Source organism: Sandaracinomonas limnophila (assembly GCF_004005965.1).
GTDB lineage: Bacteria > Bacteroidota > Bacteroidia > Cytophagales > Spirosomataceae > Sandaracinomonas > Sandaracinomonas limnophila.
On sequence record NZ_SACY01000002.1, the window covers coordinates 14995 to 39927 of the forward strand.

Here is a 24933-nt window from a genome sequence, read left to right on the forward strand (position 1 = left end):
TTATCTTCCTTATGAAAAGAAGAAACTTCATCCAACAAGCTGGCTTCTTAGGACTTAGCAGTTTTTCCGTTCCCAATAATACAATCCATTCAGGCAACCCAGAACCTGTTATCATTGCCACTTGGAAAAATGAAGGTGCAACAAAAGCAGGTTTTGATAAAATTATACAAACTGGGAAAGCACTCGACGGCGTTGAGGCTGGCGCGTGGATTCCCGAAGCAAATCCTGAAGAAACAACCGTGGGTTATGGAGGTTTTCCAGACCGTGATGGACATGTAACCTTAGATGCATGTATCATGGACCACAAGGGAAATGCAGGATCCGTTACATTTTTGGAAGGTATTATGCACCCAATTTCGGTGGCTCGTGCCGTTATGGAAAAAACGCCACACGTAATGCTTTCTGGAGAAGGAGCATTACAATTTGCCCTTTCGCAAGGATTTAAAAAAATGGATTTACTGACTCCAAAGGCAAAAAAAGCCTGGGAAGAATGGAAAATTAAATCAAAATACGAACCCAAAGTAAATATTGAGCGACATGATACCATTGGCCTATTAGCCCTGGGTAAAGAAGGTGAAATCGCTGGTGCTTGTTCTACTAGTGGAATGGCTTTTAAAATGCATGGCCGTGTGGGCGACTCCCCTATCATAGGAGGTGCTGTTTTTTGTGATGATGAGGTCGGAGGAGCATGTGCCACAGGATTAGGAGAATTTGTAATGAAAACGCTTGGCTCTTTCCTAATTGTAGAATTCATGCGAAATGGCATGAGCCCTCAACAAGCTTGTGAAGCTGCCATTATGCGTATTGTTAAACGTTATAATTACAAGGAATTTCAGGTTGGATACCTTGCAATCAATAAAAAAGGTGATGTAGGAGCTTATTCTATTCAAAAAGGTTTTAACTTCACTATTACAAAAAATGGGCAAACTAAAGTAATTGAAAGTGCCTCCTACATGAGTTAATATTGGATTTATGGAAAAAGCCGTAAAAAAAAGCAGAACAAAAAAGAAGTTTCTTATTGAAGCCGCCTGGGAAACGTGTAACCAAGTAGGTGGAATTTACACGGTTATAAGAACAAAAGTTCCTGCCATGGTGGAAAAATGGGGGGATGATTATGCTTTAATTGGACCTTATTTCCCACAAACCGCTGCCGCTGAATTTGAACCCTTGAAGGTAACTGATGAAACTCCTTTAGAACGTGCGGTAAGCTTTGTTCGTAAACAAGGCTTTGATGTTCATTATGGCTATTGGCTTATTACCGGCAAACCTAAAATTATTTTATTTGATATAAACAGCATTATTGATAAGGTTAATGATATCAAAGGGCGACTATGGCTTGATCACAAAATTTCTACTTTAGGTGCTGAAGAATTAGTCAATCAAACCATTGCGCTTGGTGAATTAATACGTTATTTTTTAAGTCAATTAACCATTGAATTCAACGGAAAAACAGATTTAGTGGTACATTTCCATGAATGGATGGCCTCCACTTGTTTGCCTGATTTAAAGAAACAAAAGGTTAAAATCTCAACTGTTTTTACCACGCACGCAACCATGTTGGGTAGGTATTTGGCTGGAAATGTCCCCAATTTTTATGATTTAATTGATACTTTCAATTGGCATAAAGAAGCTATTCATTATGGAATAGAGGCTCAAGCAACTTTTGAACGAATGGCTGCCCAAAAAGCAGATGTTTTAACCACGGTAAGTGATATTACTGCCAAAGAATGCCAATATTTTTTAGGCAGAATCCCTGAATTAATCCTTCCAAACGGATTAAACATTCAAAGATTTGCAGCCCTACATGAGCACCAAAACTTGCATTCAAAGTACAAGAAAAGTATTTCTGAATTTGTGATGGGTCATTTTTTCCAGAATCAGCCGTTCGAATTAGACCAAACCTTGTACTTTTTTACCTCTGGCAGATTTGAATACAGCAACAAAGGATATGACTTGTGCATTGATGCATTGGCGCGACTAAACCATAAAATGAAGGAGTCTGGTTCGAAAAAAACCGTGGTCATGTTTTTCATTACTCGACAACCTTATCATTCTATCGACCCCGAAGTTTTGCATTCTCGTGCCGTATTAGATGAAATTAGGGAAAATTGTGAGGCGATTGAAAAGGAAGTGGGTGATAAATTATTTCTGGCATCGGCCTCCTCAAACGACTTAAGTTTACCCGATTTAAACCAGTTTGTAGATGAATATTGGAGAATGCGTTTGCGGAGAACCGTTCAAACGTGGAAAACCAACAAGCTGCCTAAAATAGTAACGCATTTATTGAAAAACGAAGACGATATCATCCGCAATTTACACAGAACTCAATTGCTCAATAAACCAGATGACAAGGTGAAAATTGTTTATCACCCAGATTTTGTGGTCTCAACCAATCCCTTATTTGGTTTAGATTATGGACAATTTGTACGAGGTTGTCATTTAGGCGTTTTCCCTAGCTACTACGAGCCATGGGGCTATACTCCATTGGAATGTATGGCACGCGGTGTCCCTACCGTAACCTCAGATTTATCAGGTTTTGGAGATTACATGATGCAAATTATGCGCGACTATGAGCAATGGGGTGTAAGTGTTGTCAATAGAAAAAGCCAATCGTACGACGAGGCCGCCGAACAATTGGCTAATCAATTATTCAAATTTGTACAACAAGGTCAAAGAGAACGAATTCTTCAAAGAAACCGTGTTGAATCTATTGCAGATACTTTCGATTGGTCTAACCTGCGGAGTTATTATGACACTGCGCATGAACTTGCTGGTATGAAAAGTAAAAAGTGAGCAAGTGACCCAGTGAGCAAGTATAGTTTTAAAGTAACTTGCTCACTAGCTCACTTGCTCACTTGCTCACTGGCTCACTCAAGCCTACGGCTTATTAGAATCCACTGGCAACCTTTGCTCTCTATTCGCAATATCCCAAGCCATATAAAACACTAATCGACCAACTTTTTGGGCTTTTTCGAACTCAATTTTATCCACATCATCTGTCGGTTGGTGGTAGTCGGCATGGACTCCATTGAAGAAAAAGGCAACAGGAACTCCGTGCTTAGCAAAATTGTAATGGTCTGAACGATAATAGAAACGGTTCACGTCATTTGGGTCATTGAATCTATAATCCAAATCTAAACCTGTATGTTTTTTGTTTTGATCTTCCATGATTTGATGCAAATGAGAAGATAATTTATCTGAACCAATTACATAAATAAAATCTGGTTTACCCACGTGCTCATCATCATCACGACCTACCATGTCAATATTTAAATCACAAACCGTATTGGCCAAAGGAAATAAAGGATGGCGTGAATAATATTCAGATCCCAACAATCCTTTTTCTTCACCAGTAACTGTCATAAACAAAATACTTCTTCTAGGTTTTTTGCCTTCTGCAGCCGCTTTTCCAAAAGCTTCTGCCAATTCCATTACAGTTACAGTGCCAGAACCATCGTCATTAGCTCCGTTATTTATTTGTCCATCAAATGAAATACCGATGTGATCATAATGTGCTGTTACTACTATTACTTCGTCTTTCTTATCGGTTCCTTCTAAAAATCCAACTACGTTATAGGTATCCACTGGCTTTTCTGATCGCTCAATTGTTACCTCGATAGAACTTGGATTAAATTTAGATGCTATTGATTTTTTTTCAGTGCCCAATTGAGCTTTGAATGCCAACAAAGTTTTAGCATCTGTTCCTAATAATTGAGCTGCCATATCGGTTGAAATTACCAAAACTGGAAACTCCGCTGAGGCATCTTTAGTATCTTCCGTAAAGACCATGCGTTCATTGCCAAAACGTTGAGCCATCACTTGGCGTTGACGAACAAAATTTCCGAAAGCCACCTCATCGCGATCCGTAATTAATATTAATCCCTTCGCTCCAGCTTCTTTGGCATATTTCATTTTTTCCTTCCAACCATCTCCTTTACCAAAGGCTGATGGATCTTTTGTTCCTGAAAGAACATAATTTCCATTGGCATCTTTTGCCTCGCCTTCAAACGCTAAAAGTAAATTTCCTTTAGCCTTTAAGCCTTTAAAATCTTGAAATCCTTCTTTCTGAATCCCAAAACCAATAAAATTTACTTTGAATTTCGAATTGGCTGCAACAGGTGCCAAGGCGTTTGCCATAAAATCTTTTAAATAAGCAAATGTCTTGCCTTTGGATTGCAATTCGACCTTTGTCCATGCGCGATTCACCAAATCAACTTTTTGAAAATAACTACCATTGACAGGAGCTAGACCAACTGATTTAAAATGATTCGCAATATATTGGGCTGCTACCCATTGCTCTTTGGATCCGGTATTTCTACCTTTTAAGCTATCCGAAGCAATAAAGGTTAAATGTTTTTCTAAATCTTTTGCTTTGATGGTAGCAGCATATTGTACTGCCAGATCTTGTGCGAACAGTCCGAAACCAGCACAAAACACCAGCAAAAACAAGCTAAATTTCTTCATTTTTAGAGATAATTATTTGTTGATTAAAATATTAAAAAACGAAGATAACAATTCCGTGATAAATCACATAAAATGCGTAAATTTGTCGCTTGAATTTCACCTACATTTTTCATCAATTATGATTTCTAATTTTAAGTATCGCGAGGATTTTTCATTACGTCACAATAATTCAAATCCAGATGATATTAAAAAGATGCTTTCAGTCATTGGAGTAGATAGCATCGATACGTTAATTCAACAAACTGTTCCTGAAAAAATTCGTTTGAAGCGTCCACTTCAATTACCTGAAGCGCAAACTGAATTTGAATTTCTACAAGATTTCAAACAGATTGCACAACAAAATATTGTTGCCAAAAGTCACATTGGTTTAGGCTATTATAACACAATTGTACCTTCAGTAATTTTAAGAAATATTTTAGAAAATCCATCTTGGTACACTGCTTACACTCCTTACCAGGCTGAAATCGCACAAGGAAGATTAGAAATGTTGTTGAATTTCCAAACAATGATCATTGATCTTACGGGTATGGAAATTGCAAATGCATCTTTGTTAGACGAAGGAACTTCTGCGGCAGAGGCGATGAATATGTTGTATCACCAACGCCCATCTTCCAAAGAAAATGCAAAAACCTTGTTTGTTTCTGAATTATGTTTACCGCAAACTATTGATGTATTAAAGACTCGCGCTGAGCCTATCGGCATTCAGATCGAAATTGGGAATCATGAAAAAGTTGAATTGAATAATGAAAAATATTTTGCTGTTTTAGTTCAATATCCAGCAGCAAATGGTGAAGTATTTGATTACCAAGATTTAGTTGGAAAAGCCAAAGAAAAAGAAATTGCCACAATTGTTGCCGCTGATTTATTAGCTTTAACCTTATTAACTCCTCCGGGTGAATGGGGAGCCGATGTGGTAATTGGTACCTCACAACGCTTAGGAGTTCCGATGGGCTTCGGTGGTCCGCATGCTGCTTATTTTGCAACTTTAGATAAATACAAGCGTTTTTTACCTGGCAGAATCATTGGTGTATCAGTAGATTCCGAAGGTAATCGTGCACTTAGAATGGCCCTTCAAACACGTGAACAACATATTCGTAGAGAAAAAGCTACCTCTAATATTTGTACTGCTCAGGTTTTATTATCGATCATGGCAGCCGCCTATGCTGTGTACCATGGTCCTCAAGGATTAAAAAATATATCTGGAAAAGTATTTGGCTTAACCACTTTACTTGCTGCAGGGTTAAATAAACTTGGATTTATAACAGAAAATAAATCCTATTTTGACACCTTAACTGTTCAAACTGGAGATTTAACAGCAGAAATTAGGGAAATTGCCGAAGAGAAAAATCGCAATTTTCTCTACTATAAAAAAGACAGCTCAAAATTATCCATTTCTTTAGATGAGACTACTTCTGAAGAGGATGTAACAGATATTTTAGCAATCTTCCAACGTGTTTTAGGCAAAGGAATAATTGGTGAAGAATTGGAACTTAAAAATCCATTAGCTCCTAATCAAATTAGAACTTCTGATTTTTTAACTCATCCAGTTTTCAATTCATACCACTCAGAACATGGTATGTTGCGTTATTTAAAATCTTTGGAAAACAAGGACCTTTCCATGGTGCATTCTATGATTTCTTTGGGATCTTGTACCATGAAATTAAATGCAACCTCAGAAATGATACCCGTAACTTGGCCTGAATTGGGAAACATTCATCCATTTGCGCCTGCTTATCAAACCAAAGGTTATCAACATTTAATCATTCAATTGAGTAGATGGTTGTGTGAAATTACAGGCTTTGCAGCCATGTCAATGCAACCTAATTCCGGTGCACAAGGCGAATATGCGGGACTAATGGTCATTCGTGCCTATCACGAATCTAGAGGAGATGCCCATAGAAACATTGCCTTAATTCCATCATCTGCACACGGAACAAATCCTGCCTCGGCAGTAATGGCTGGAATGAAAGTGGTAGTAACTGCTTGTGATGAAAATGGTAATATCGATGTAGCAGATTTACGCGCAAAAGCCGAGGAACATAAAGATAATCTTTCTTGTTTAATGGTTACTTATCCAAGTACCCACGGAGTATTTGAAGAGACCATCATTGAAATTTGCCAAATGATTCATGAATTTGGTGGACAAGTGTACATGGACGGTGCTAATATGAATGCACAAGTTGGGCTTACTTCCCCAGCAACCATTGGAGCGGACGTTTGCCATTTGAACCTACATAAAACTTTCTGTATTCCTCACGGTGGAGGTGGTCCTGGAATGGGTCCAATTGGGGTAGCTCCGCAATTAGTTCCGTTCTTACCAGGACACGTAATGACTGATTCAGTTGATGCAGAAAAACATGGTGCAGTTTCTGCTGGTCCTGTAGGTTCAGCAAATATTCTGGCTATCTCCTATGCCTATATTGCCATGATGGGAGCAGATGGATTAACCCAAGCAACAAAAACTGCTATATTAAACGCCAATTATATCAAATCAAGACTTGAAAAAGAATTTTCAATTCTATATACTGGATCTAAAGGACGTTGTGCTCACGAAATGATTGTAGATTGTCGACCTTTCAAACAATCTGCTGGTGTTGAAGCCGAAGATATCGCAAAACGCTTAATGGACTATGGTTTCCATGCACCTACCCTATCCTTCCCTGTGGCTGGCACCTTGATGATTGAACCAACAGAATCTGAAAATTTAGACGAATTGAATCGATTCATTGATGCCTTATTAAGCATCCGTGAGGAAATAAAAGAGATTGAGAATGGTTCTGCCGACAAAGCAAATAATGTTTTAAAAAATGCTCCGCATACTCAATCGGTTGTTATTTCTGGTGAATGGACTCGTCCATATTCGCGCGAAAAAGCTGTTTTTCCATTGGAATATATAAAAGCCAATAAATTCTGGCCTAGCGTTTCAAGAATCAACTCTGCCCACGGAGATAGAAATCTTGTATGTGCTTGCGAGCCAACAAGTTCTTATGCATAAATTTTTTCTCCCCCAGCCGGGGGAGAAAAATAAAATAGTATGCTTGCATAACATTTCATAATTTTTGGTAAATTAGGTTCTCAATAAAACCTAAACTACCTACCAATGAATCGTTCCATCAAAAAAGTAGCTATACTAGGCTCTGGAATAATGGGTTCAAGAATTGCATGCCACTTTGCTAATATCGGTGTGCAAGTACTTTTATTAGATATCGCTCCCAAAGAATTAACTGCTGAGGAATCTGCCAAAGGTTTATCCCTTGAAAAAGTTAAAAATAGAATCGTTAACAATGCCTTTCAACAGACCTTAAAAGCAAAACCTGCTTCATTATATTTGGATTCATTTGCAAATCAAATTACACTCGGTAATTTTGACGATAATTTGAAAGACATTACTACTGCAGATTGGATCATTGAAGTAGTTGTTGAAAACCTGGAAATCAAAAAAACGATCTATGAAAAAGTTGAACAATTCCGGAAGCCAGGTACACTCATAAGTTCCAATACTTCTGGAATTCCTATTCATTTAATGACGGAAGGTCGCACAGAAGATTTCAAAAAACATTTTTGTGGGACACACTTTTTCAATCCCCCAAGGTATTTGAAATTATTAGAAATTATTCCTACAGATCATACTGACCCTCAGATCATTGATTTTATTCAAAAATATGGAACCAATGAATTAGGAAAAACTACTGTTATATGTAAAGATTCCCCAGCTTTTATCGCCAACAGAATTGGCGTTTATTCCATGATGCAAACCATGAAAGTGGTGGAAGAATTAGGATTAAGCGTTGAACAAGTTGACAAATTAACCTCAAAAGTTGTTGGTAGACCAAAATCAGGTACTTTCCGACTTTCAGACGTGGTTGGCCTCGACACTACTGTCCATGTAGCAAATAATTTATACAAAGCTCTTTCAACAGACGAAAGTCGCGAAATTTTCCAATTACCATCGATGCTTCAAAAATTGATGGAAAATAATTGGTTAGGCGATAAAACTGGACAAGGGTTTTATAAGAAAGTAAAAAATGAAAAAGGCAAAAGTGAAATTTTAGCACTTGACCTAAAATCATTTGAATATAAACCAACACAAAAAGTTTCCTTTGAGACTTTAGAAAGAACCAAAGCCATAGATTCTTTGCCTAAAAGATTTGGATATCTGCTGGAAGGCAAAGATTTAGCTGGAGAATTTTATCGAAAAACCTTCCTAGATGGTTTCCGATATGCTTCATTCAGAATTCCCGAAATAGCCAATGAATTGTACAAGATTGACCAAGCCATTTGTGCAGGATTTGGATGGGAAATGGGCATTTTTGAAACTTGGGATGCCATTGGTGTAGCCAAAGGGGTTGAGCTGATGGAAGCAAATGGACTTTCCCCTGCCCCTTGGATAAAGGAAATGCTAGCTTCAGGAAATGAAAGTTTTTACAAAAGTCAAAATGGAAGTTTATTATTCTACGACCAGAAAACTAAAACCTATCAAGAAATTCCTGGCTCTAAATCCACTATTTCTCTAAATATTTTGAAGCCAGAAAAAGTCGTTTTCCAAAACGATGATGCAAGCATTATAGACATTGGAGATGAGGTAATATGCCTTGAATTTCATTCCAAAATGAATACCATGGGACAAGGGGTTTTGGAGGGATTACAAAAGGCTATTGATTTAGCCGAAAAAAATTACAGAGGTTTGGTTGTTGGAAATGAAGGAATAGAAGCCTTTTCAGCTGGAGCAAACTTAGGCATGTTGTTCATGTTTGCAGCCAATCAAGAATTTGACGAGGTCAATCATATGATTGCCTTGTTTCAGCAATCCATGATGCGTGTGAGGTATTCATCCATTCCTGTTGTGATTGCTCCTCACACTCTTGCACTTGGAGGTGGAACCGAAATTTGTTTGCACTCCGACAAATTAGTGGCACATGCAGAATTATACATGGGTTTAGTGGAAGTTGGAGTTGGCTTAATTCCTGCAGGTGGAGGAACAAAAGAAATGGCCTTACGAATGGGCGATGCCCGCCAAAAAGGTGACATCGAATTGAATCGTTTACAAAATGCCTTCATGAATATTGCAACTGCTAAAGTTAGTACTTCTGCTCATGAGGCGAAAGAAATGCAGTATTTACGAAGTTTCGACAGAATTGTATTGAATAGAAGTCAACTGATCACCGAAGCAAAAAATGAAGTATTAGGCCTTGCCAATGCAGGTTATGTTCAAAAACAACCAAGAAATGACGTTTGGGTGGAAGGAAAACAAGGATTGGCCCTTTTCAAAGCAGGTATTCATGGCATGAGGAAAGGCAACTATATTTCCGATCACGATGCAAAAATTGCAAATAAATTAGCCTTTGCTATTTGTGGAGGCGATTTAGATGCCCCTCAGTTTGTGAGTGAGCAGTACTTATTGGATTTGGAAAGAGAAGCCTTCTTATCCTTATCCGGAGAACCAAAAACATTAGAAAGAATTTCCAGTTTATTGGGTGGAGGAAAACCACTTAGAAATTAATAAGCTTATGAATGCATATATCATAGCCGGTTACCGCACAGCAGTTGCCAAAGCCGGAAAAGGAGGGTTTAGAACCATGCGACCTGACACCTTGGCCGCAGAGGTTATCAAACATTTAGTTGCCCAAATTCCAAGCCTTGATCCAGCACGAGTGGAGGATCTAATTGTTGGAAATGCCATACCAGAAGCTGAACAAGGCATGCAGATGGGTAGATATATATCTTTGATGTCGCTACCTGTAAATGTCCCCGGATTCGTCATCAATCGGTATTGTGGCTCGGGATTAGAGGCCATTGCTTTGGCATCCGCAAAAATATCTTCAGGTTTGGCTGATTGTATCATTGCCGGTGGTACAGAATCAATGTCCATGGTGCCCATGATGGGACATAAAACCGTTTTAAATTATGATTTGGCAAACAATACCCCAGACTATTATATTGGAATGGGTTTAACTGCTGAGGAGGTTTCCAAGATTTACCAGGTTACTCGAGAAGATCAAGATGCTTTTGCCTTTAATTCTCACCAAAAGGCCATCGCAGCCCAAAAAGCAGGGAAATTTGATGGGGAAATTGTTCCTATCAAGGTTTCAGAAAACTATTTTGATCAAAATACTGGCAAAAAAGCTACCAGAGAATGGATTGTAACAAAAGATGAAGGTCCTAGAGCCGATACATCTTTGGAAGCCCTTGCTAAATTAAAACCAGCCTTTGCAATGAATGGTTGTGTAACTGCAGGTAATTCATCCCAAACTTCCGACGGTGCAGCCTTCGTAATGGTGGTTTCTGAAAGATTATTGAAAGAGTTAAATATAGAGCCAATTGCCCGCATGGCCAGCTATTCAACTTATGGAGTAGAACCAAACATTATGGGTATTGGGCCAGTAGAAGCAGTTCCAAGAGCCTTATCAAAAGCGGGACTTCAATTGAAAGACATTGAACAAATTGAACTTAACGAAGCATTTGCCGCTCAAGCCTTGGCTGTCATAAAAACCCTAAATATTAATCCTGAAATCGTAAATGTAAACGGGGGAGCAATTGCTCTCGGTCACCCACTGGGTTGTTCTGGGGCAAAACTTTCGATTCAATTAATCAATGAGATGTCGAGAAGAAACCAAAAATATGGCATAGTTACAGCCTGCGTTGGTGGAGGACAAGGGGTAGCGGGGGTGTTTGAAAAATTATAATTGTTAATTGTTAATTGTTAATTGGTTAATTAAATAAAGACCTAAGGACTTTACTTTCATAGCTCGGGGTGGCAACCCGGGGAATTGTAATTGGTTTACATCACCTATTTATGTAATGCAAAAATCCGAAATTCGACAACTATTTCTTGCCAAACGAGAGGCCTTAAGCGAGGAAGAATGGAACAATTTGAACAACAAATTGGCATTAAATATTATTCAATATATTCAAACTTTACCATCAAATTTAAACGTCGGTTCTTTTTTACCGATGGAGCATAAAAAAGAGATTTCAACCCATTTGTTCCATTCACAATTAGAAGGATTTCCATTTTTACATTCATTATGCTTTCCAAGAGTAGCGGAAAACAATCAAATGACTTTTTATAAAATTTCTTCTGAAAATGATTTAGAACTTTCCCAATGGAAAATTCCAGAACCCAAGGCAATTGAAAAACATTTATTGAGTCCTGAATCCCTACACCTACTTTTTATACCACTTTTGGCTTTCGATATAAATGGCCAACGCGTTGGATATGGTAAGGGTTTTTATGATCGATATTTAGAAAAGTGTAATTCAAATTTAATAAAGGTAGGATTAAGCTTATTTAGTGAACCAGTTGAAATTGATGATTTACATGCAAATGATATACCTTTAGATGTTATCATAACTCCTTATAAGGTAATAGGTAATAGATAAAAGGTAAAAGAATGTTGATTTAAATTTTCTCTTACATCTTACATCCAACATCTTACATCTTACATCTTTTTTTATTATTTTTACACTCTTAAACCCTTTGGCATTGTGAAATTCAAGCATTTAGTCTTTTTTTTCGGCGTTGTTTTTGGGCAGCAAATTTTAGGTCAAAGTATTCAAAATTCTGCCTTAGAACCGATTGAAACCAGACTAAATTGGTGGGGTCAAAAATTTATTTACAAAAATCAAATTATAGACCAACCGCTTGCTTTACAAATTCCACTTTTGGAGGCCAAGGACCCAGAAGTTTCATATGAATTCCTGAAATTTAAAAGTCAGAGGAAGACTATGAGAATAATTTCAGGATTGACGACGGCTTTTGCTTTATATTCAGTTTTTGAGAGCAGCCGGGTGTCAGATGGGTTTTACTGGTCGGTAGCCGGTACAGCAGCATTGGGCAATGTGATATTGGCCTCTGTGAGTATGAAACACCTAAATAAGGCTTTAAAGAAGTATAATAGTTTAGTACCTAGTAAAATAAGTTTTCAAGTTTCAGGTGGTAGGTCTCAGAATGGGATAAATCCACAACTTGGAATAAATTATCAATTTTAAAACAAAAAAAATGAAAGTTGCAGTTGTAGGCGCCACAGGTTTGGTAGGCGGCGAAATCTTGAAAGTTTTGGCGGAAAGAAATTTCCCAGTTACAGAATTAATTCCAGTAGCGTCTGAACGCTCAATTGGTAAAAAGGTAAGCTTCAAGGGTAAAGACTATGAAGTAGTTGGATATGATACTGCAATTGCGATGAAACCAAACGTTGCTATTTTCTCCGCTGGTGGAGGAACATCCTTGGCTATTGCTCCAAAATTCGCAGAAGCGGGAATTACAGTGGTTGATAATTCATCTGCTTGGAGAATGGACCCAACTAAAAAATTAGTAGTTCCTGAAATCAATGCAAGTACTTTAACTCCAGCAGATAAAATCATTGCAAATCCGAACTGCTCAACTATTCAAATGGTAGTTGTTTTGAATCCTTTGCACAAAAAATATAAAATTAAGCGTGTAGTAGTTTCTACCTACCAATCGGTAACTGGTACTGGTAAAGCAGCAGTTGATCAATTATTTGATGAAAGAGCAGGCAAAGAAGATTATGCAAAAGTGTATCCGCATAAAATCGACTTGAACGTATTACCTCACATCGATGTATTTTTAGATAATGGTTATACGAAAGAGGAGATGAAAATGATTTTGGAAACCAAGAAAATCATGATGGACGACAACATTGCTGTAACTGCAACAACAGTTCGAATCCCTACCATCGGTGGACACTCAGAAGCGGTGAATATTGAATTTGAAAACGAATTTGATTTAGCTGAAGTTCGTGCAATGTTAGAGGCTGAGGAAGGCGTAATCGTTCAAGATGATCCAAAGAATTTTGTTTACCCAATGCCAATTACAGCACACGGTAAGGATGAAGTTTTTGTAGGTCGTATCCGTAGAGATGAAACACAGCCAAAAACCTTAAACCTATGGATTGTAGCAGATAACTTGCGAAAAGGAGCAGCCACAAATGCAGTTCAAATTGCTGAATATTTGGCCAAAAATAATTTGATTTAATAAATATGTTAGGCCGGTTCATCCGGCCTTCTTTTTGATATGACTCGATTAAGCGTAAACATCAATAAAATAGCAACCCTTCGTAATTCTAGAGGTGGAAATAATCCAGATTTAATCCAAGTTGCTTTAGACTGCGAAAGATTTGGGGCAGAGGGTATCACTGTTCATCCAAGACCAGACGAGCGACATATCCGTTACCAAGATGTTTATGATTTAAAAAAAGTAATCGCAACTGAATTTAACATTGAAGGGAATCCTTTGGAGGATAAATTTTGTGAATTAGTCTTGGCAGTTAAACCTGCCCAGGTTACCTTAGTGCCTGATGCATTAGGACAAATAACCTCCAATCATGGTTGGGACACCATCATAAACAAAGATTTACTAATTAAATTAATCGACCAATTTAAGTCTGCCGGAATTAGAACATCTATTTTTGTTGACCCTGTTTTAGAAATGATAGAAGCCGCAGCTGAAACAGGTACTGATCGTATCGAATTATACACAGAACCCTTTGCAACAGAATTTCCAACGAATCCAACGACTGCCGTTGCCCCTTACAGAAAGGCAGCCTTCAGAGCAAACCAATTGGGCTTAGAAGTAAATGCCGGCCACGATTTAAGCCTAGAAAACCTAGCATTTTTCAAAGCCAATGTAAATCCTCTACATGAAGTTTCTATTGGTCACGCACTCATTTGCGATGCCTTGTATTATGGATTAGAGAATACGATTCAGTTGTATAAAAGGCAGCTTAGTTAGGGATTAGGTATAAGGGATAAGGTGTAAGGTTTAATTAGATTTTAATTGTATCTATTTCCATAAAATCCTCTACAAGTGGAATCCAATATGTTTGGACAAATTCATTGTGTAGAGAATGATTAGAATAAGCATCATAAATTTCTTGTGTATCAAAAATCATTGAGAAAAAATATTCAAAGTGATTTTTAGTGCTAATTTGTTTAGAAATTTCCAATTTTTGTACACCTGAAATTGATTCCAAATTCTTCAAAGCTTTGAAAAATTCCAGTTTTTCTTGTTCAGAAACTGCCGGTTTGAATTTTAAAACTGCAGTGTGACTAATAGGAGATAACATATTATTTTTTTATTGTCCAATTAATGGAATTTTCAATCATTTTTAAATAATCTGGATTAGTCCAAACATCTTTAGAGTGTCCCATAGAGGTATAAAATGCCTTTCCTTTTCCCATTTGACGATACCATGCCACGGGGTGATATTTACCCATTCCAAAGTTTTTATCCTTTATCCAAAGCATGTTTCCGTTTGGAATAATTTTATCTCCATCGATATAATACAATACTTTTGCACCTTTGGGCTGACTCAAAAACACGTACCATTCATCCGTATTATTCCACGATTTAGCTAAATTCTTTCCAAGTAAGGTATCAATATCTGTTTCTAATTTCACCTCAGTTTTTTGTAAATGTGGATTGATGGAATGGTGAGAAAATACAGCCCCTAAAAATTCATTGGTATACCAATCCCAAGCATGATGCGAATTATCTCCTGCCCCATGAATTCCAAGCAAGCTACCACCATTTTCTACATATTCCTGTAAGGCCTTTTGCTGCTCATCACTAAGAACTCGACCAGTAGAATTATTAAACACAACCACCTTGAATTGTTTCAATTGCTCCGCATTGAATACTCCACCCTGCTCCGTTGCATAAACATACCAATTATTTTTTTCCTCCATTTTCTTAATGGCGGGAATAGATGCATCGATCGATTCGGCATGTCGAAATCCTGTAGTTTTAGAAAAGACCAAAATGGCAGATTTGTTTGCAGGAATAGACAAAACGGGCTTTTCTGTTTCATAAGATACTGGAAAGCCATTTTTTACTTTATAGAAAAACATAGCACCAACACCTACCAACAATACGATCAAAACTAAAATTGTCCCAAAAAATATTTTTAAAAACTTTTTCATAGATATATTTTTTACCTCATACCTTATCCCTCATACCTTATCCCTTATCCCTCCTAAATCCTCTCCCCAGTCAACACCACAGCCCCTCCAGCAACTGAAAGTTTGATCGACTTTACCGCATCATTTGCTTTCGTAAAGGTCACTTCGGCATCATATCCTCGTACATTCGTAGTAAATGATCCAACATCTTTAGTTGAGGAAAGCAATGATTTTTGTCCATCATTTGCATCGGAAGTTAAATACAATTGTCCTTCTGCATAACTGATAACTAAATTCTTTACATATTCATTTTCAATCATTTTAAAAGTACCTGCAAAAGAACTTAAGCCATTTTCTATGGCTAAAACTCCTTTTATTTCTTGTCCGGAACCCATAATTTTACAGCCCACTACCTTACCATTTGCTCGAGAAAATTCAATGGACAAATCTCCTGATCCAATTGCAAATTGATCGACAGCCTTCCCTGCAGTTAATTCTGAATCTGGAAAACCCTCGGCAATCACCATTAATTTGGCATCACGTAGTTCAACTTTCACTTTTTTTACATAAGGATTATCCTCTAAATTAAAGGTTCCAGGATAATCAGAAAGATTTTGAGCAGAAAGACCAAAGGCTGCAAATAAGATAAAAGCAATTGAAAGAAGGGAATGTTTCATTTTGAGTTATAAGTTATGGGTTATGGGTTATGGGTTATGGGTTATGGGTTATGGGTTATGAATTATGAATAATCGAAGGATAAATATAACAATTTTTAACTTTTAACTCTCAACTTTCAACTTTTTTGTTTTGTTTTTAAAAAGTTTTACCTACATTTGAGACAGATTATTCATACACCAAAAACCTAGGAAGGAGAAATTACATGTAAAAACCTCTACGTTAACCAATTTTTAATTTTTATGTTTATTAAGAATCAAGTTAGCGATGCAGCGTTAATCTCCGCCTATCTTCAAGGGAATGATAAAGCCTTTGAAACTCTTGTAAAAAAATCTAAATCTAAAGTTTACACTACTATTTATTTAATTGTAAAAGACCGTTACATTGCCGAAGATCTTTTGCAGGAAACCTATATAAAGGCCATTGATGTAATGAAGTCGGGCCGATACAACGAGGAAGGAAAATTTATGCCCTGGATTGTTCGAATTGCCCATAATTTAGCCATTGATTATTTCCGAAAAGATAGAAGATATCCAACAATTATTTTAGAAGATGGTTCAATGGTTTTCAATAGTTTTGAATTTTCAGAAGATTCTTTCGAGGATATACAATTAAAACAAGATCAGATCGTTAATATACGAGAGTTAGTAAAAAGGCTACCAGATGAGCAACGTGAGGTCCTTGTTTTGAGACATTATGAGGAATTAAGTTTTCAAGAAATAGCCGATTTAACCCAAGTGAGCATAAATACAGCTTTAGGTAGAATGCGATATGCATTAATTAACCTAAGAAAAATGTTAAACCAACAAGAACTTGCCTATGACGCAAAACTTTACCCCAAATGAAAAAACCACCAGTAAATCAAACAATTCAGAAATTTTACAAATGAATATTTCCTCTTTAGAAGATGAACTATTTGCTAATGAAATTTTTAAAAAATTAGATGATGAGCTATTGGAGCCTTCCGAATCTATAATTAGCAAGATTATAGCGTATTCAAAAAGGTAAAAAAAAGATGTTGTGGTTCTCACAACATCTTTTTCAAATTATTCCAAAATTGGATTTTAAGCTGTTTATCCGAATCTGTTAAACTATTTAATGTTTTTGGAAAATAGTAGAAAAATCTATTTGCCTTTTCAATGGGCTCAGGTTTAAGTTTCAAGAATTCAAAAGCGTGACCTAAAAATACCATTTTTGATGAAGTAGATTTTTTAACAAAATCTCTCATTTGTTCTATACTCCAACCCTCAGCTGGTTGAAATGTAAATTTTTCTTCAGGGAAACTAAATGGTGCAGAAGTAAAAATTGCTAGTACACTTTTTCTGTCCGCCTCTTCACCTATTATTAACCATTCGGTTTTGATGCCGATGGTTTCACCATCGGTTACTTGAATTTCAAGTACTTCGGACTTGTTAGAAGATTCGTTTTCATTTTTTCCGGTAGTTTCACTGCCGGTTACTTGAATTTCAAGTCCTTCGGACTTGTCCTCTACGCGCTCACTCTGCTCACTCTGCTCACTCTGCTCACTCTGCTCACTCTGCTCACTCTGCTCACTTGAAATCCTATAGATCTCATCAAACTGATACAGCGCTTGCAGATCAACCTTCTCCATTTTAAGCTAACTTTCCTCTCAAGACACAAGCCTCACGGTCTGGTCCTGTAGAAATAAAATTGATTGGTAAATTCAAATGTTTCTCTAAAAATGCAATATAAGTAGCTAATTCAGCTGGTAATTCTTCAAACTTACGCATACCTTCCAAGGAACAATTCCATCCTTTTAAGGTTTCATAAATTGGAGTCACCTTCACATCACATATATCATAAGGAATTTGATCAGTTACCGAACCATCGGGCATTTTGTAACCCACACAAACATTAATTTCCTCAAAAATATTCAATACGTCAACTTTCATCATGATTAATTGAGTTACTCCATTAATCATCATTGCATATTTTAATGCCGGCAAATCAATCCAACCACATCGACGAGGGCGACCAGTTGTTGAACCAAATTCTCTACCCTCCTGACGCATTCTCTCCCCTACCTCATCTTCCAATTCTGTTGGGAATGGGCCAGAACCTACGCGAGTTGCATAAGCCTTGAAAATTCCATAAACCTCCCCAATATTCTTTGGAGCAACTCCTAAACCAGTACAAGCACCAGCTGTAACTGTATTAGAGGATGTAACAAATGGATAAGAACCAAAATCAACATCCAACAATGAACCTTGTGCACCTTCAGCTAAAATGGTTTTACCTGCTGTAAGGGCTTTGTTGATAGAATATTCAGAATCTACCAAAGCAAATTCTTTCATAAAATCTACAGCCTCAAAAAATTCTTTTTCAGCAGCTGCTAAATCATATTCAAATTGGTAAACATCTAAAATTGCTTTATGACGTTCTACCAAAGCATTGTATTTTTTTGAAAAATCAGCCGAAACCATATCGCCCACACGTAATCCCTGGCGAGAAATTTTGTCCGTATAAGTTGGACCAATTCCTTTCAAGGTACTTCCAATTTTCGCATCTCCTTTTGCTTTTTCGTAGCAAGCATCCAACAACCGATGCGTCGGGAGAATGATTGATGCCTTTTTAGACACCTCTAAGTTTTTTCTTAAATCTAAATTAAATTTGGCAAGGCCTTCTATTTCCTTTTTGAAAATAATCGGATCTAAAACAACTCCATTTCCTATGATGTTTTGTACCTCTTGACGGAAAATCCCTGACGGAATTTGGTGTAAAACATGCTTAAATCCGTCAAATTCTAAGGTATGTCCTGCGTTTGGACCACCTTGAAAACGTGCTACAACCTGATAACGTGGGGCCAATACGTCAACAATTTTTCCTTTCCCCTCATCTCCCCATTGCAAACCTAATAATACATCAACTGCCATAATTAATCTTGATTTCTTGCCTGATACTGCGCCTTAAACTCGCAATTTTTTCGGGTACAGGAACCGTAAAATATTAATGAATGGTGCATGACATTAAACTGTAACATGTCACCTACTAAACTCTGAATTGTTTGAACGCGAGGATCACAAAATTCTGTTACTTTGTGACAATCGGTACAAATTAAATGGTCGTGCTGTTTTCGACCGAAGGACTTTTCAAATTGTGCTTGATTTCTCCCAAACTGATGCTTAGCTACCAAATCACATTCTACCAACACATCCAAGGTATTATAAACGGTAGCACGAGAAACCTGATATTTCTTATTTTTCATGGAAATATAGAGCTCCTCCACATCAAAATGATCGTCTCTCAAATAGATTTCCTCCAAGATGGCAAAGCGCTCAGGCGTCTTTCGCAAACCTTTGTTTTCCAAATAGGCAGTGAAAATTTTCTTGACCGAATCTAACTTATCTTGTTCCTGAGACATCTACTATAAAAATCACGTAAAATAAGGCAAATTTTCTGTAAAAAACTAAAAATTCTCCCTCGAAACCTCAATTACTCCAGGCACGTTTTCCAACTCATGCACCAGCTCATCTAGGTGCTGAGTATCCTGTATCATAAGTGATATTTTTCCTTCAAATAATCCTTCATTTACACCAATCGTAAGTCCAGTAATATTTACTTTCAATTCTGATGAAATCAATTTGGTCACATCATTGATTAATCCCACTCGGTCGATTCCTCTAATGATTAAATCAACCACAAAAGACATCTTAATTTGACTCGTCCATTGGGCTTTGATTACGCGATCACCATGTCTAGAAAGCAGCTCTGTTGCATTAGGGCAGGCATTTCTGTGAATTTTAATCCCTTCATTGATTGTCACAAAACCAAACACTTCATCACCTGAAATTGGGTTACAACATTTGGCTAAGGTGTAATCCACCTTGTCCATATCCTCGCCAATCAAGAGTGTATCTGATTCCTTCCGACCTTCTTCAATGCGCTGCATTTCTTTTTTAAAGGTCTTGGTATCCACAATTGGAGCCTTGATAGCCTTTTCTGCCTGTTTCCTTTCCTGCAATTCACGGGCAGATTTCCAATGTTTTAATTGGTCAATTGACAAATAACCTTTACCAAATCTGTAAAACAAATCATTGGCATCTTTTGCATTAAAATAAGCACGCAATTGATTGGTGATTTCTAAGGTCAAAGCTGAAAATTGAAAATGCTTCAGTCGTGCTTCAATCATATCTCGACCTTGAACGACATAAACCTTATTTTCCTCCTTGATAAATTCTTTTATCCTCGATTTAGCTTTTGTGGTTGTAACAATTCTCAACCAATCTTCCGAAGGTTTTTGTTTAGAAGAAGTTAAAATTTCAATCTGATCCCCATTGGCTAATTTGTGCGATAAGGGCACCAATTTGCCCCCCACCTTAGCACCAATACACTTCGCACCTACTTCAGTGTGAATATCAAAAGCAAAATCTAAAGCGGTTGATCCCGCCTGCAAAACTACTAATTTACCTTTGGGTGTAAACACAAAAATCTCCTCATGATACAGTGAATTTTTGATATCATCTACCAATTCAACAGCAGATTGTCCCCGGTCATTCGATTCCAATGCCTCACGAACTTGACTTAACCAAGACTCAAAGGCCTGGGAAGTTCTGGTATCTGTTCCCTTGTATTTAAAATGAGCCGCAACACCTTTCTCTGCAATTTCATCCATTCTCTTGGAACGAATTTGAACCTCCACCCAGCGACCTTCCTTGTCATTTCCAAATGGCAAACTCATCACAGTGGTGTGAAGGGACTCATATCCATTTGATTTTGGAGTAGAAACCCAATCTTTTAATCGACTTGGATTGGGACGATAGTGATCGGTCACAACTGAATAAACCTCCCAACAATCTGCTTTTTCCCTATCCAAAGGCACATCCAATACAATTCGAACGGCAAATAAATCGTAGATTTTCTCAAACGGTGTATTGCTTTTTTTTATTTTATTGTAAATTGAATAAATTGATTTTGGACGACCTTTAATCGTGTAATTCAGATTCTTTTCATCCAATGATTTTTTTATTGGACGAATGAAATGATCCACAAAATTTTCTCGGCTTCGCTTATTTTCGGTTAATTTATTCGCAATTTCCTTGTATGCTTCAGGCTCAGTATATTTCAAACCTAAATCCTCTAACTCGGTCTTTATCGCATTTAAACCCAAACGGTGAGCCAATGGTGCATACAGATAGATGGTTTCGGAGGCAATTTTCATTTGCTTTTCCTTAGCCATACTCGTAAGAGTGCGCATATTATGTAATCGGTCTGCACACTTAATTAAGATTACCCGAATATCATCTGAAAGTGTCAATAACATCTTTCGGAAATTCTCTGCTTGTTGGGAAGTACCGTATTCAAATGTGCCAGCAATCTTAGTAAGACCATCTATGATGGAAGCAATTTTGGGATTAAATTGCTTTTCAATGTCTTGAAGCGTCACATTGGTATCCTCTACTACATCATGCAATAAAGCTGAAATGATAGAAGTTGTACCTAAACCAATTTCTTCCACACAAATTTGAGCAACTGCCAATGGATGGTAAATATAAGGTTCACCAGATTTCCTACGCATGTCTTTATGCGCCTCCATCGACATCAAAAAGGCTTTTTTAATTTGCTTGGCATCGTCATCTTTCAAAAACGGCTTTGCTGTTCGTAATAATTTACGATACCTTTTTAAAATCTCTTCACGTTCTTTTTCTGGTGATTTTTGCATGGTTTGTCCTGGGGTTTCACCACAGGTTATTTAAAATTGAACCCCTGCGGGGTTCGTTGTAATTGCTCATTATATCCCGGAGCTTCGCACCGGGCTATTTAAAATTGAACCCCTGCGGGGTTCGTTGTAATTGCGCATTATATCCCGGAGCTTCGCACCGGGCTATTTAAAATTGAATCCCTGCAGGGTTCGTTGTAATTGCTCATTATATCCCGGAGCTTCGCACCGGGCTAAGCAAGTAAAGTCCTTCGGACTTTGTAAAGTCGGTTGCTGAGCCTGTCGAAGCATCACTTTTAACTTTTAACTAAAAGCGCTACTCCAGTCGCTGCAATACCTTCTCCCCTTCCTACAAATCCCATCCCTTCTGAGGTGGTTGCTTTGATGGAAATATCTTCAACGTCAATCTTCATGACTTGCGCTAAATTTTCTTTCATTGCTGGTATATGTGCATTTAATTTGGGTGTATCTAAAATAATAGTTACATCTGCATTAGACAACTCAAAACCTTTTTCACGAATCATTTCCATTACTTTTTTCAATAATTCAGTTGAGGCAACACCTTTCCATTGTGGGTCTTTGTCGGAAAAATGATAGCCAATATTTCGCATATTCGCAGCGCCCAAAAGTGCATCACACAAGACATGACAAACCACATCCGCATCTGAATGTCCTTGAGGACCCTTATCAGATGGAATTTGAATTCCACCTAAAATACAAGGGCGACCCTCCACCCATTTATGCACATCATAGCCTTGTCCAACCCGAATTTTCATACAGTAATTTATTGATTTTTTTGATACCAAAGCACATGATGCTTATCTTTTTTTATCAATTTATCTGACCAAAAACGAATGTCATCAAGCGTAACCGAATTGATTTTTTCAGATTCTAAATTAACACCATTGGCGTCGCCGGCAAGTGCCGCAATGGCTAAATTCATAGCCTTATTCAACACCTCAACCTCCATAAATACCAAAGATGATTCCGCTTGATTTTTCACTTTTTGTAAAGATTTTTCAGAAATACCTTCTACTAAAAATCTATCAAGAGTATTGTACAACTCTGCCATTGCTTTTTCATAAGTAATTCCTTCACAAACTGATCCTTGAATCACCAACAATCCTGGATCCATTGAACCCGTCATATAGGCACTGATTGAATCAAATATCCGTAATTTTTGCACCAATTCAATGAATAAAAAAGACGAATCACCACGTCCTAAAAGATCCGAAATTAAATCAATTGAGTGATAAGGTTTTTCATACCTACCCACTACAGGAAATGCCAAGTACAAACAATTTGCAGGCACATTTCCCTTGATTTCTAAAAAAGTATTTTCAGACAACACCTCCTCTTGAGGTAGTTTTCTTTCTAATTTTTTACCTGCATCTATTGGCGCAAACCATTTTTCACACAAAACCTTAACCTCATCCAATTTTACTCGACCTGCTACCACCAAAATAGCATTGCTCGGATTGTAAAACGTATTAAAAAACTCCTTAACGTCTTCTAAGGTTGCCTCCTCAATATGTTTGATATCTGCCCCAATGGTTGGCCATTGATAGGGGTGCTTTTTGTAAATTATAGGTCGCCATTTCAACCAAACATCTCCATAAGGTTGATTCAAATAACGCTGCTTAAATTCCTCAATCACCACTTTACGTTGCACTTCCAAAGACTGTGGATTAAAAGCCAATTGCTTCATTCGATCCGATTCCAACCAAAATGCTGTCTCCAAATTTTGATAGGGAACAGAAATATAATAATTTGTTAGATCTGGTGTTGTAAAGGCATTATTTTCACCACCAACTCGCTGAAGGGGCGTGTCAAATTCGGGGATATTTTCAGAACCTCCAAACATTAAATGTTCAAATAAATGAGCAAAGCCAGTTTTACTAGATTTTTCATCCCGAGAACCTACATCATAAATAACATCCAAAACGGCCAAGGTGGTGCTTGGATCCTCGTGAACAATAACCTTCAATCCATTATCCAGCTGAAACTGCTCAAATTGTATCATAAACTAAAAAATATTGACAAAAATAATCATTCTGCTCGAAAAACCTTATTTTTGTAGTAGATTATCAATTAAATGATTCTTAGAAAAATCCTATTTTTTTTACTGATTTCGTTTGTAGGGCAAGCTCAATTGCTTAAAGATGCATGGGCCCGCAAGACAATCAAGTCGGGCTTAGATGCCATGTATAGCTTTGATTTCAATGAATCAAATGCTACTTTCAATCAATTAAAGACAAAATACCCTAACCATCCTTCCAGCTATTTATTGTTAGCGATGCAAATGGAATGGCAATATTTTCCCTTACAGGATCATCCAAATCAAAAAAATTCTTACAAGTCATTACTTGAAAAGTCCTATAATTTAGCCTCAAACGCATACGAAAAAAATGAGGAAGATTTAGAAGCTGCATTTTTTTGTTCGGCATCTTTGGGATTTTTAGCAGCTCAGGAAGCTGACAGTCAAAATTTCATGAAAGCAGTATCTTATGCCAAAAATGCCTACGGTTTTTTAAAAATTGGCATAGATAAAGTAGAATTGCAACCTGAATTTTTATATGCAACTGGAATTTACCATTATTACCGCATAGCCTATCCCGAATTGCATCCCATCATCAAACCGTTTATGTGGTTTTTTAAGGATGGCAATAAACGATTAGGATTAAGCCAACTAGAAAAAGCTGGCTCAGAAACTGTGTTCGTTCAAAACGAGGCTCAATTTTATTTACCTTATATCCTGAATAAATACGAAGGCACTCCAGCGGCTGGACTAGGAATTTCAGCCAATTTAATCAAAGACCATCCGAATAATTTAATTTACATTTTGCAAAGGGCAGAATTATTGACCTTGACTAAAAATTTTGAAGCTGCTGAAGATTTTTGTGAAAAATTACTACAATCGAAAAATAAATATTTTCAAGGATGTTATTACACCTTGGAGGGAATGAAATACGAAGCACAAAAAGATTACACAAAAGCAGAGGCCTTTTATTTAAAATCAACATTTTTCCCATTTGAAGAGCGATTTACAAAAGATATCAGAGGATTAAGTTACCTAGGACTTGCCCGAATTCATTTGAAGAAAAACCAAAAATCCATTGCCAAAAAATATGTACATTTGGCGGAAAATTTTGTTGAATATAAAAACTCTTTAGAGGAGCTGGAGCGACTAAAAAAATAAT

The 24933-nt window shown here is 37.2% G+C and carries 21 protein-coding genes; 11 read left to right on the forward strand and 10 right to left on the reverse strand.

Annotated elements, in window-relative coordinates:
* Nucleotides 1-11 precede the first annotated feature (11 nt).
* Nucleotides 12-962 (forward strand): isoaspartyl peptidase/L-asparaginase family protein, encoded by a 951-nt coding sequence (locus EOJ36_RS03595; protein ID WP_127802668.1) that lies wholly within the window; start codon nucleotides 12-14, stop codon nucleotides 960-962.
* Nucleotides 963-972: 10 nt separating this feature from the next.
* The gene (locus EOJ36_RS03600) at nucleotides 973-2793 is read left to right on the forward strand and encodes a glycosyltransferase (RefSeq protein ID WP_127802669.1); all 1821 of its coding nucleotides are present in this window, start codon (nucleotides 973-975) and stop codon (nucleotides 2791-2793) included.
* Nucleotides 2794-2877: 84 nt separating this feature from the next.
* Here the strand turns inward: EOJ36_RS03600 and EOJ36_RS03605 are convergent, their stop codons facing one another.
* On the reverse strand, nucleotides 2878-4464 hold the full coding sequence (locus EOJ36_RS03605) for a M28 family peptidase (RefSeq protein WP_127802670.1): 1587 nt from the start codon (nucleotides 4462-4464) through the stop codon (nucleotides 2878-2880).
* 118 nt (nucleotides 4465-4582) lie between these two features.
* Between EOJ36_RS03605 and gcvP the strand changes: the two genes are divergently transcribed.
* The 7 genes from gcvP (at nucleotide 4583) to EOJ36_RS03640 (ending at nucleotide 14212) form a co-directional block, all read left to right on the forward strand.
* Nucleotides 4583-7459: an aminomethyl-transferring glycine dehydrogenase gene (gcvP, locus tag EOJ36_RS03610; protein WP_127802671.1), complete on the forward strand. Its 2877-nt coding sequence runs from the start codon at nucleotides 4583-4585 to the stop codon at nucleotides 7457-7459.
* 105 nt (nucleotides 7460-7564) lie between these two features.
* The gene (locus EOJ36_RS03615) at nucleotides 7565-9964 is read left to right on the forward strand and encodes a 3-hydroxyacyl-CoA dehydrogenase/enoyl-CoA hydratase family protein (RefSeq protein ID WP_127802672.1); all 2400 of its coding nucleotides are present in this window, start codon (nucleotides 7565-7567) and stop codon (nucleotides 9962-9964) included.
* A 7-nt stretch (nucleotides 9965-9971) separates the two neighbouring features.
* The gene (locus EOJ36_RS03620; RefSeq protein ID WP_127802673.1) at nucleotides 9972-11147 is read left to right on the forward strand and encodes an acetyl-CoA C-acyltransferase; all 1176 of its coding nucleotides are present in this window, start codon (nucleotides 9972-9974) and stop codon (nucleotides 11145-11147) included.
* Nucleotides 11148-11262: 115 nt separating this feature from the next.
* Nucleotides 11263-11844 (forward strand): 5-formyltetrahydrofolate cyclo-ligase, encoded by a 582-nt coding sequence (locus EOJ36_RS03625; protein WP_127802674.1) that lies wholly within the window; start codon nucleotides 11263-11265, stop codon nucleotides 11842-11844.
* 105 nt (nucleotides 11845-11949) lie between these two features.
* Nucleotides 11950-12453: a hypothetical protein gene (locus tag EOJ36_RS03630; RefSeq protein ID WP_127802675.1), complete on the forward strand. Its 504-nt coding sequence runs from the start codon at nucleotides 11950-11952 to the stop codon at nucleotides 12451-12453.
* A gap of 10 nt (nucleotides 12454-12463) precedes the next feature.
* Nucleotides 12464-13456: an aspartate-semialdehyde dehydrogenase gene (locus tag EOJ36_RS03635; protein WP_127802676.1), complete on the forward strand. Its 993-nt coding sequence runs from the start codon at nucleotides 12464-12466 to the stop codon at nucleotides 13454-13456.
* 39 nt (nucleotides 13457-13495) lie between these two features.
* Entirely contained in the window at nucleotides 13496-14212 is a 717-nt protein-coding gene (locus EOJ36_RS03640) for a pyridoxine 5'-phosphate synthase (protein WP_127802677.1), read from the forward strand.
* A gap of 34 nt (nucleotides 14213-14246) precedes the next feature.
* On the opposite strand, the gene EOJ36_RS03645 is transcribed toward EOJ36_RS03640, so the two are convergent.
* From EOJ36_RS03645 to EOJ36_RS03655, 3 genes are read right to left on the reverse strand one after another with little or no spacing between them, the layout of a single operon-like run.
* Nucleotides 14247-14546, reverse strand: a complete 300-nt coding sequence (locus EOJ36_RS03645) for a Dabb family protein (RefSeq protein ID WP_127802678.1) — start codon at nucleotides 14544-14546, stop codon at nucleotides 14247-14249.
* A gap of 1 nt (nucleotide 14547) precedes the next feature.
* The gene (locus EOJ36_RS03650) at nucleotides 14548-15402 is read right to left on the reverse strand and encodes a ThuA domain-containing protein (protein ID WP_127802679.1); all 855 of its coding nucleotides are present in this window, start codon (nucleotides 15400-15402) and stop codon (nucleotides 14548-14550) included.
* Between the two features lie 53 nt (nucleotides 15403-15455).
* The gene (locus EOJ36_RS03655) at nucleotides 15456-16058 is read right to left on the reverse strand and encodes a hypothetical protein (protein ID WP_127802680.1); all 603 of its coding nucleotides are present in this window, start codon (nucleotides 16056-16058) and stop codon (nucleotides 15456-15458) included.
* 240 nt (nucleotides 16059-16298) lie between these two features.
* Between EOJ36_RS03655 and EOJ36_RS03660 the strand changes: the two genes are divergently transcribed.
* Nucleotides 16299-16901 carry an RNA polymerase sigma factor gene (locus EOJ36_RS03660; RefSeq protein ID WP_127802681.1) on the forward strand — a complete coding sequence of 201 codons (603 nt, stop codon included), beginning with the start codon at nucleotides 16299-16301 and terminating at the stop codon, nucleotides 16899-16901.
* Between the two features lie 182 nt (nucleotides 16902-17083).
* Here the strand turns inward: EOJ36_RS03660 and EOJ36_RS03665 are convergent, their stop codons facing one another.
* The 6 genes from EOJ36_RS03665 to EOJ36_RS03690 all read right to left on the reverse strand — a co-directional run bounded on the left by EOJ36_RS03665 (nucleotide 17084) and on the right by EOJ36_RS03690 (nucleotide 23756).
* On the reverse strand, nucleotides 17084-17668 hold the full coding sequence (locus tag EOJ36_RS03665; RefSeq protein WP_127802682.1) for a hypothetical protein: 585 nt from the start codon (nucleotides 17666-17668) through the stop codon (nucleotides 17084-17086).
* 1 nt (nucleotide 17669) lies between these two features.
* Entirely contained in the window at nucleotides 17670-18950 is a 1281-nt protein-coding gene (locus EOJ36_RS03670; protein ID WP_127802683.1) for an adenylosuccinate synthase, read from the reverse strand.
* A 2-nt stretch (nucleotides 18951-18952) separates the two neighbouring features.
* A complete protein-coding gene (locus tag EOJ36_RS03675) occupies nucleotides 18953-19438 on the reverse strand; it encodes a Fur family transcriptional regulator (protein ID WP_127802684.1) in 486 nt (161 codons plus the stop codon).
* A 45-nt stretch (nucleotides 19439-19483) separates the two neighbouring features.
* Nucleotides 19484-21736, reverse strand: coding sequence for a RelA/SpoT family protein (locus tag EOJ36_RS03680; RefSeq protein WP_127802685.1), 2253 nt, complete (start codon nucleotides 21734-21736; stop codon nucleotides 19484-19486).
* 293 nt (nucleotides 21737-22029) lie between these two features.
* The gene (ispF, locus tag EOJ36_RS03685; protein ID WP_127802686.1) at nucleotides 22030-22509 is read right to left on the reverse strand and encodes a 2-C-methyl-D-erythritol 2,4-cyclodiphosphate synthase; all 480 of its coding nucleotides are present in this window, start codon (nucleotides 22507-22509) and stop codon (nucleotides 22030-22032) included.
* An 8-nt stretch (nucleotides 22510-22517) separates the two neighbouring features.
* Complete coding sequence (locus EOJ36_RS03690; RefSeq protein ID WP_127802687.1) at nucleotides 22518-23756, reverse strand: M16 family metallopeptidase; 1239 nt, start codon at nucleotides 23754-23756, stop codon at nucleotides 22518-22520.
* A gap of 72 nt (nucleotides 23757-23828) precedes the next feature.
* Between EOJ36_RS03690 and EOJ36_RS03695 the strand changes: the two genes are divergently transcribed.
* Nucleotides 23829-24932, forward strand: coding sequence for a tetratricopeptide repeat protein (locus EOJ36_RS03695; RefSeq protein WP_127802688.1), 1104 nt, complete (start codon nucleotides 23829-23831; stop codon nucleotides 24930-24932).
* Nucleotide 24933 lies beyond the last annotated feature (1 nt).

Excerpts from the sequence above, each read along its gene's own strand:
- EOJ36_RS03595 (WP_127802668.1), top strand. The coding sequence starts at position 12 with ATGAAAAGAAGAAACTTCATCCAACAAGCTGGCTTCTTAGGACTTAGC.
- EOJ36_RS03600 (WP_127802669.1), top strand. The coding sequence starts at position 973 with ATGGAAAAAGCCGTAAAAAAAAGCAGAACAAAAAAGAAGTTTCTTATT.
- EOJ36_RS03605 (WP_127802670.1), bottom strand. The coding sequence starts at position 4,464 with ATGAAGAAATTTAGCTTGTTTTTGCTGGTGTTTTGTGCTGGTTTCGGA.
- gcvP (WP_127802671.1), top strand. The coding sequence starts at position 4,583 with ATGATTTCTAATTTTAAGTATCGCGAGGATTTTTCATTACGTCACAAT.
- EOJ36_RS03615 (WP_127802672.1), top strand. The coding sequence starts at position 7,565 with ATGAATCGTTCCATCAAAAAAGTAGCTATACTAGGCTCTGGAATAATG.
- EOJ36_RS03620 (WP_127802673.1), top strand. The coding sequence starts at position 9,972 with ATGAATGCATATATCATAGCCGGTTACCGCACAGCAGTTGCCAAAGCC.
- EOJ36_RS03625 (WP_127802674.1), top strand. The coding sequence starts at position 11,263 with ATGCAAAAATCCGAAATTCGACAACTATTTCTTGCCAAACGAGAGGCC.
- EOJ36_RS03635 (WP_127802676.1), top strand. The coding sequence starts at position 12,464 with ATGAAAGTTGCAGTTGTAGGCGCCACAGGTTTGGTAGGCGGCGAAATC.
- EOJ36_RS03640 (WP_127802677.1), top strand. The coding sequence starts at position 13,496 with ATGACTCGATTAAGCGTAAACATCAATAAAATAGCAACCCTTCGTAAT.
- EOJ36_RS03645 (WP_127802678.1), bottom strand. The coding sequence starts at position 14,546 with ATGTTATCTCCTATTAGTCACACTGCAGTTTTAAAATTCAAACCGGCA.
- EOJ36_RS03650 (WP_127802679.1), bottom strand. The coding sequence starts at position 15,402 with ATGAAAAAGTTTTTAAAAATATTTTTTGGGACAATTTTAGTTTTGATC.
- EOJ36_RS03655 (WP_127802680.1), bottom strand. The coding sequence starts at position 16,058 with ATGAAACATTCCCTTCTTTCAATTGCTTTTATCTTATTTGCAGCCTTT.
- EOJ36_RS03660 (WP_127802681.1), top strand. The coding sequence starts at position 16,299 with ATGTTTATTAAGAATCAAGTTAGCGATGCAGCGTTAATCTCCGCCTAT.
- EOJ36_RS03665 (WP_127802682.1), bottom strand. The coding sequence starts at position 17,668 with ATGGAGAAGGTTGATCTGCAAGCGCTGTATCAGTTTGATGAGATCTAT.
- EOJ36_RS03670 (WP_127802683.1), bottom strand. The coding sequence starts at position 18,950 with ATGGCAGTTGATGTATTATTAGGTTTGCAATGGGGAGATGAGGGGAAA.
- EOJ36_RS03675 (WP_127802684.1), bottom strand. The coding sequence starts at position 19,438 with ATGTCTCAGGAACAAGATAAGTTAGATTCGGTCAAGAAAATTTTCACT.
- EOJ36_RS03680 (WP_127802685.1), bottom strand. The coding sequence starts at position 21,736 with ATGCAAAAATCACCAGAAAAAGAACGTGAAGAGATTTTAAAAAGGTAT.
- ispF (WP_127802686.1), bottom strand. The coding sequence starts at position 22,509 with ATGAAAATTCGGGTTGGACAAGGCTATGATGTGCATAAATGGGTGGAG.
- EOJ36_RS03690 (WP_127802687.1), bottom strand. The coding sequence starts at position 23,756 with ATGATACAATTTGAGCAGTTTCAGCTGGATAATGGATTGAAGGTTATT.
- EOJ36_RS03695 (WP_127802688.1), top strand. The coding sequence starts at position 23,829 with ATGATTCTTAGAAAAATCCTATTTTTTTTACTGATTTCGTTTGTAGGG.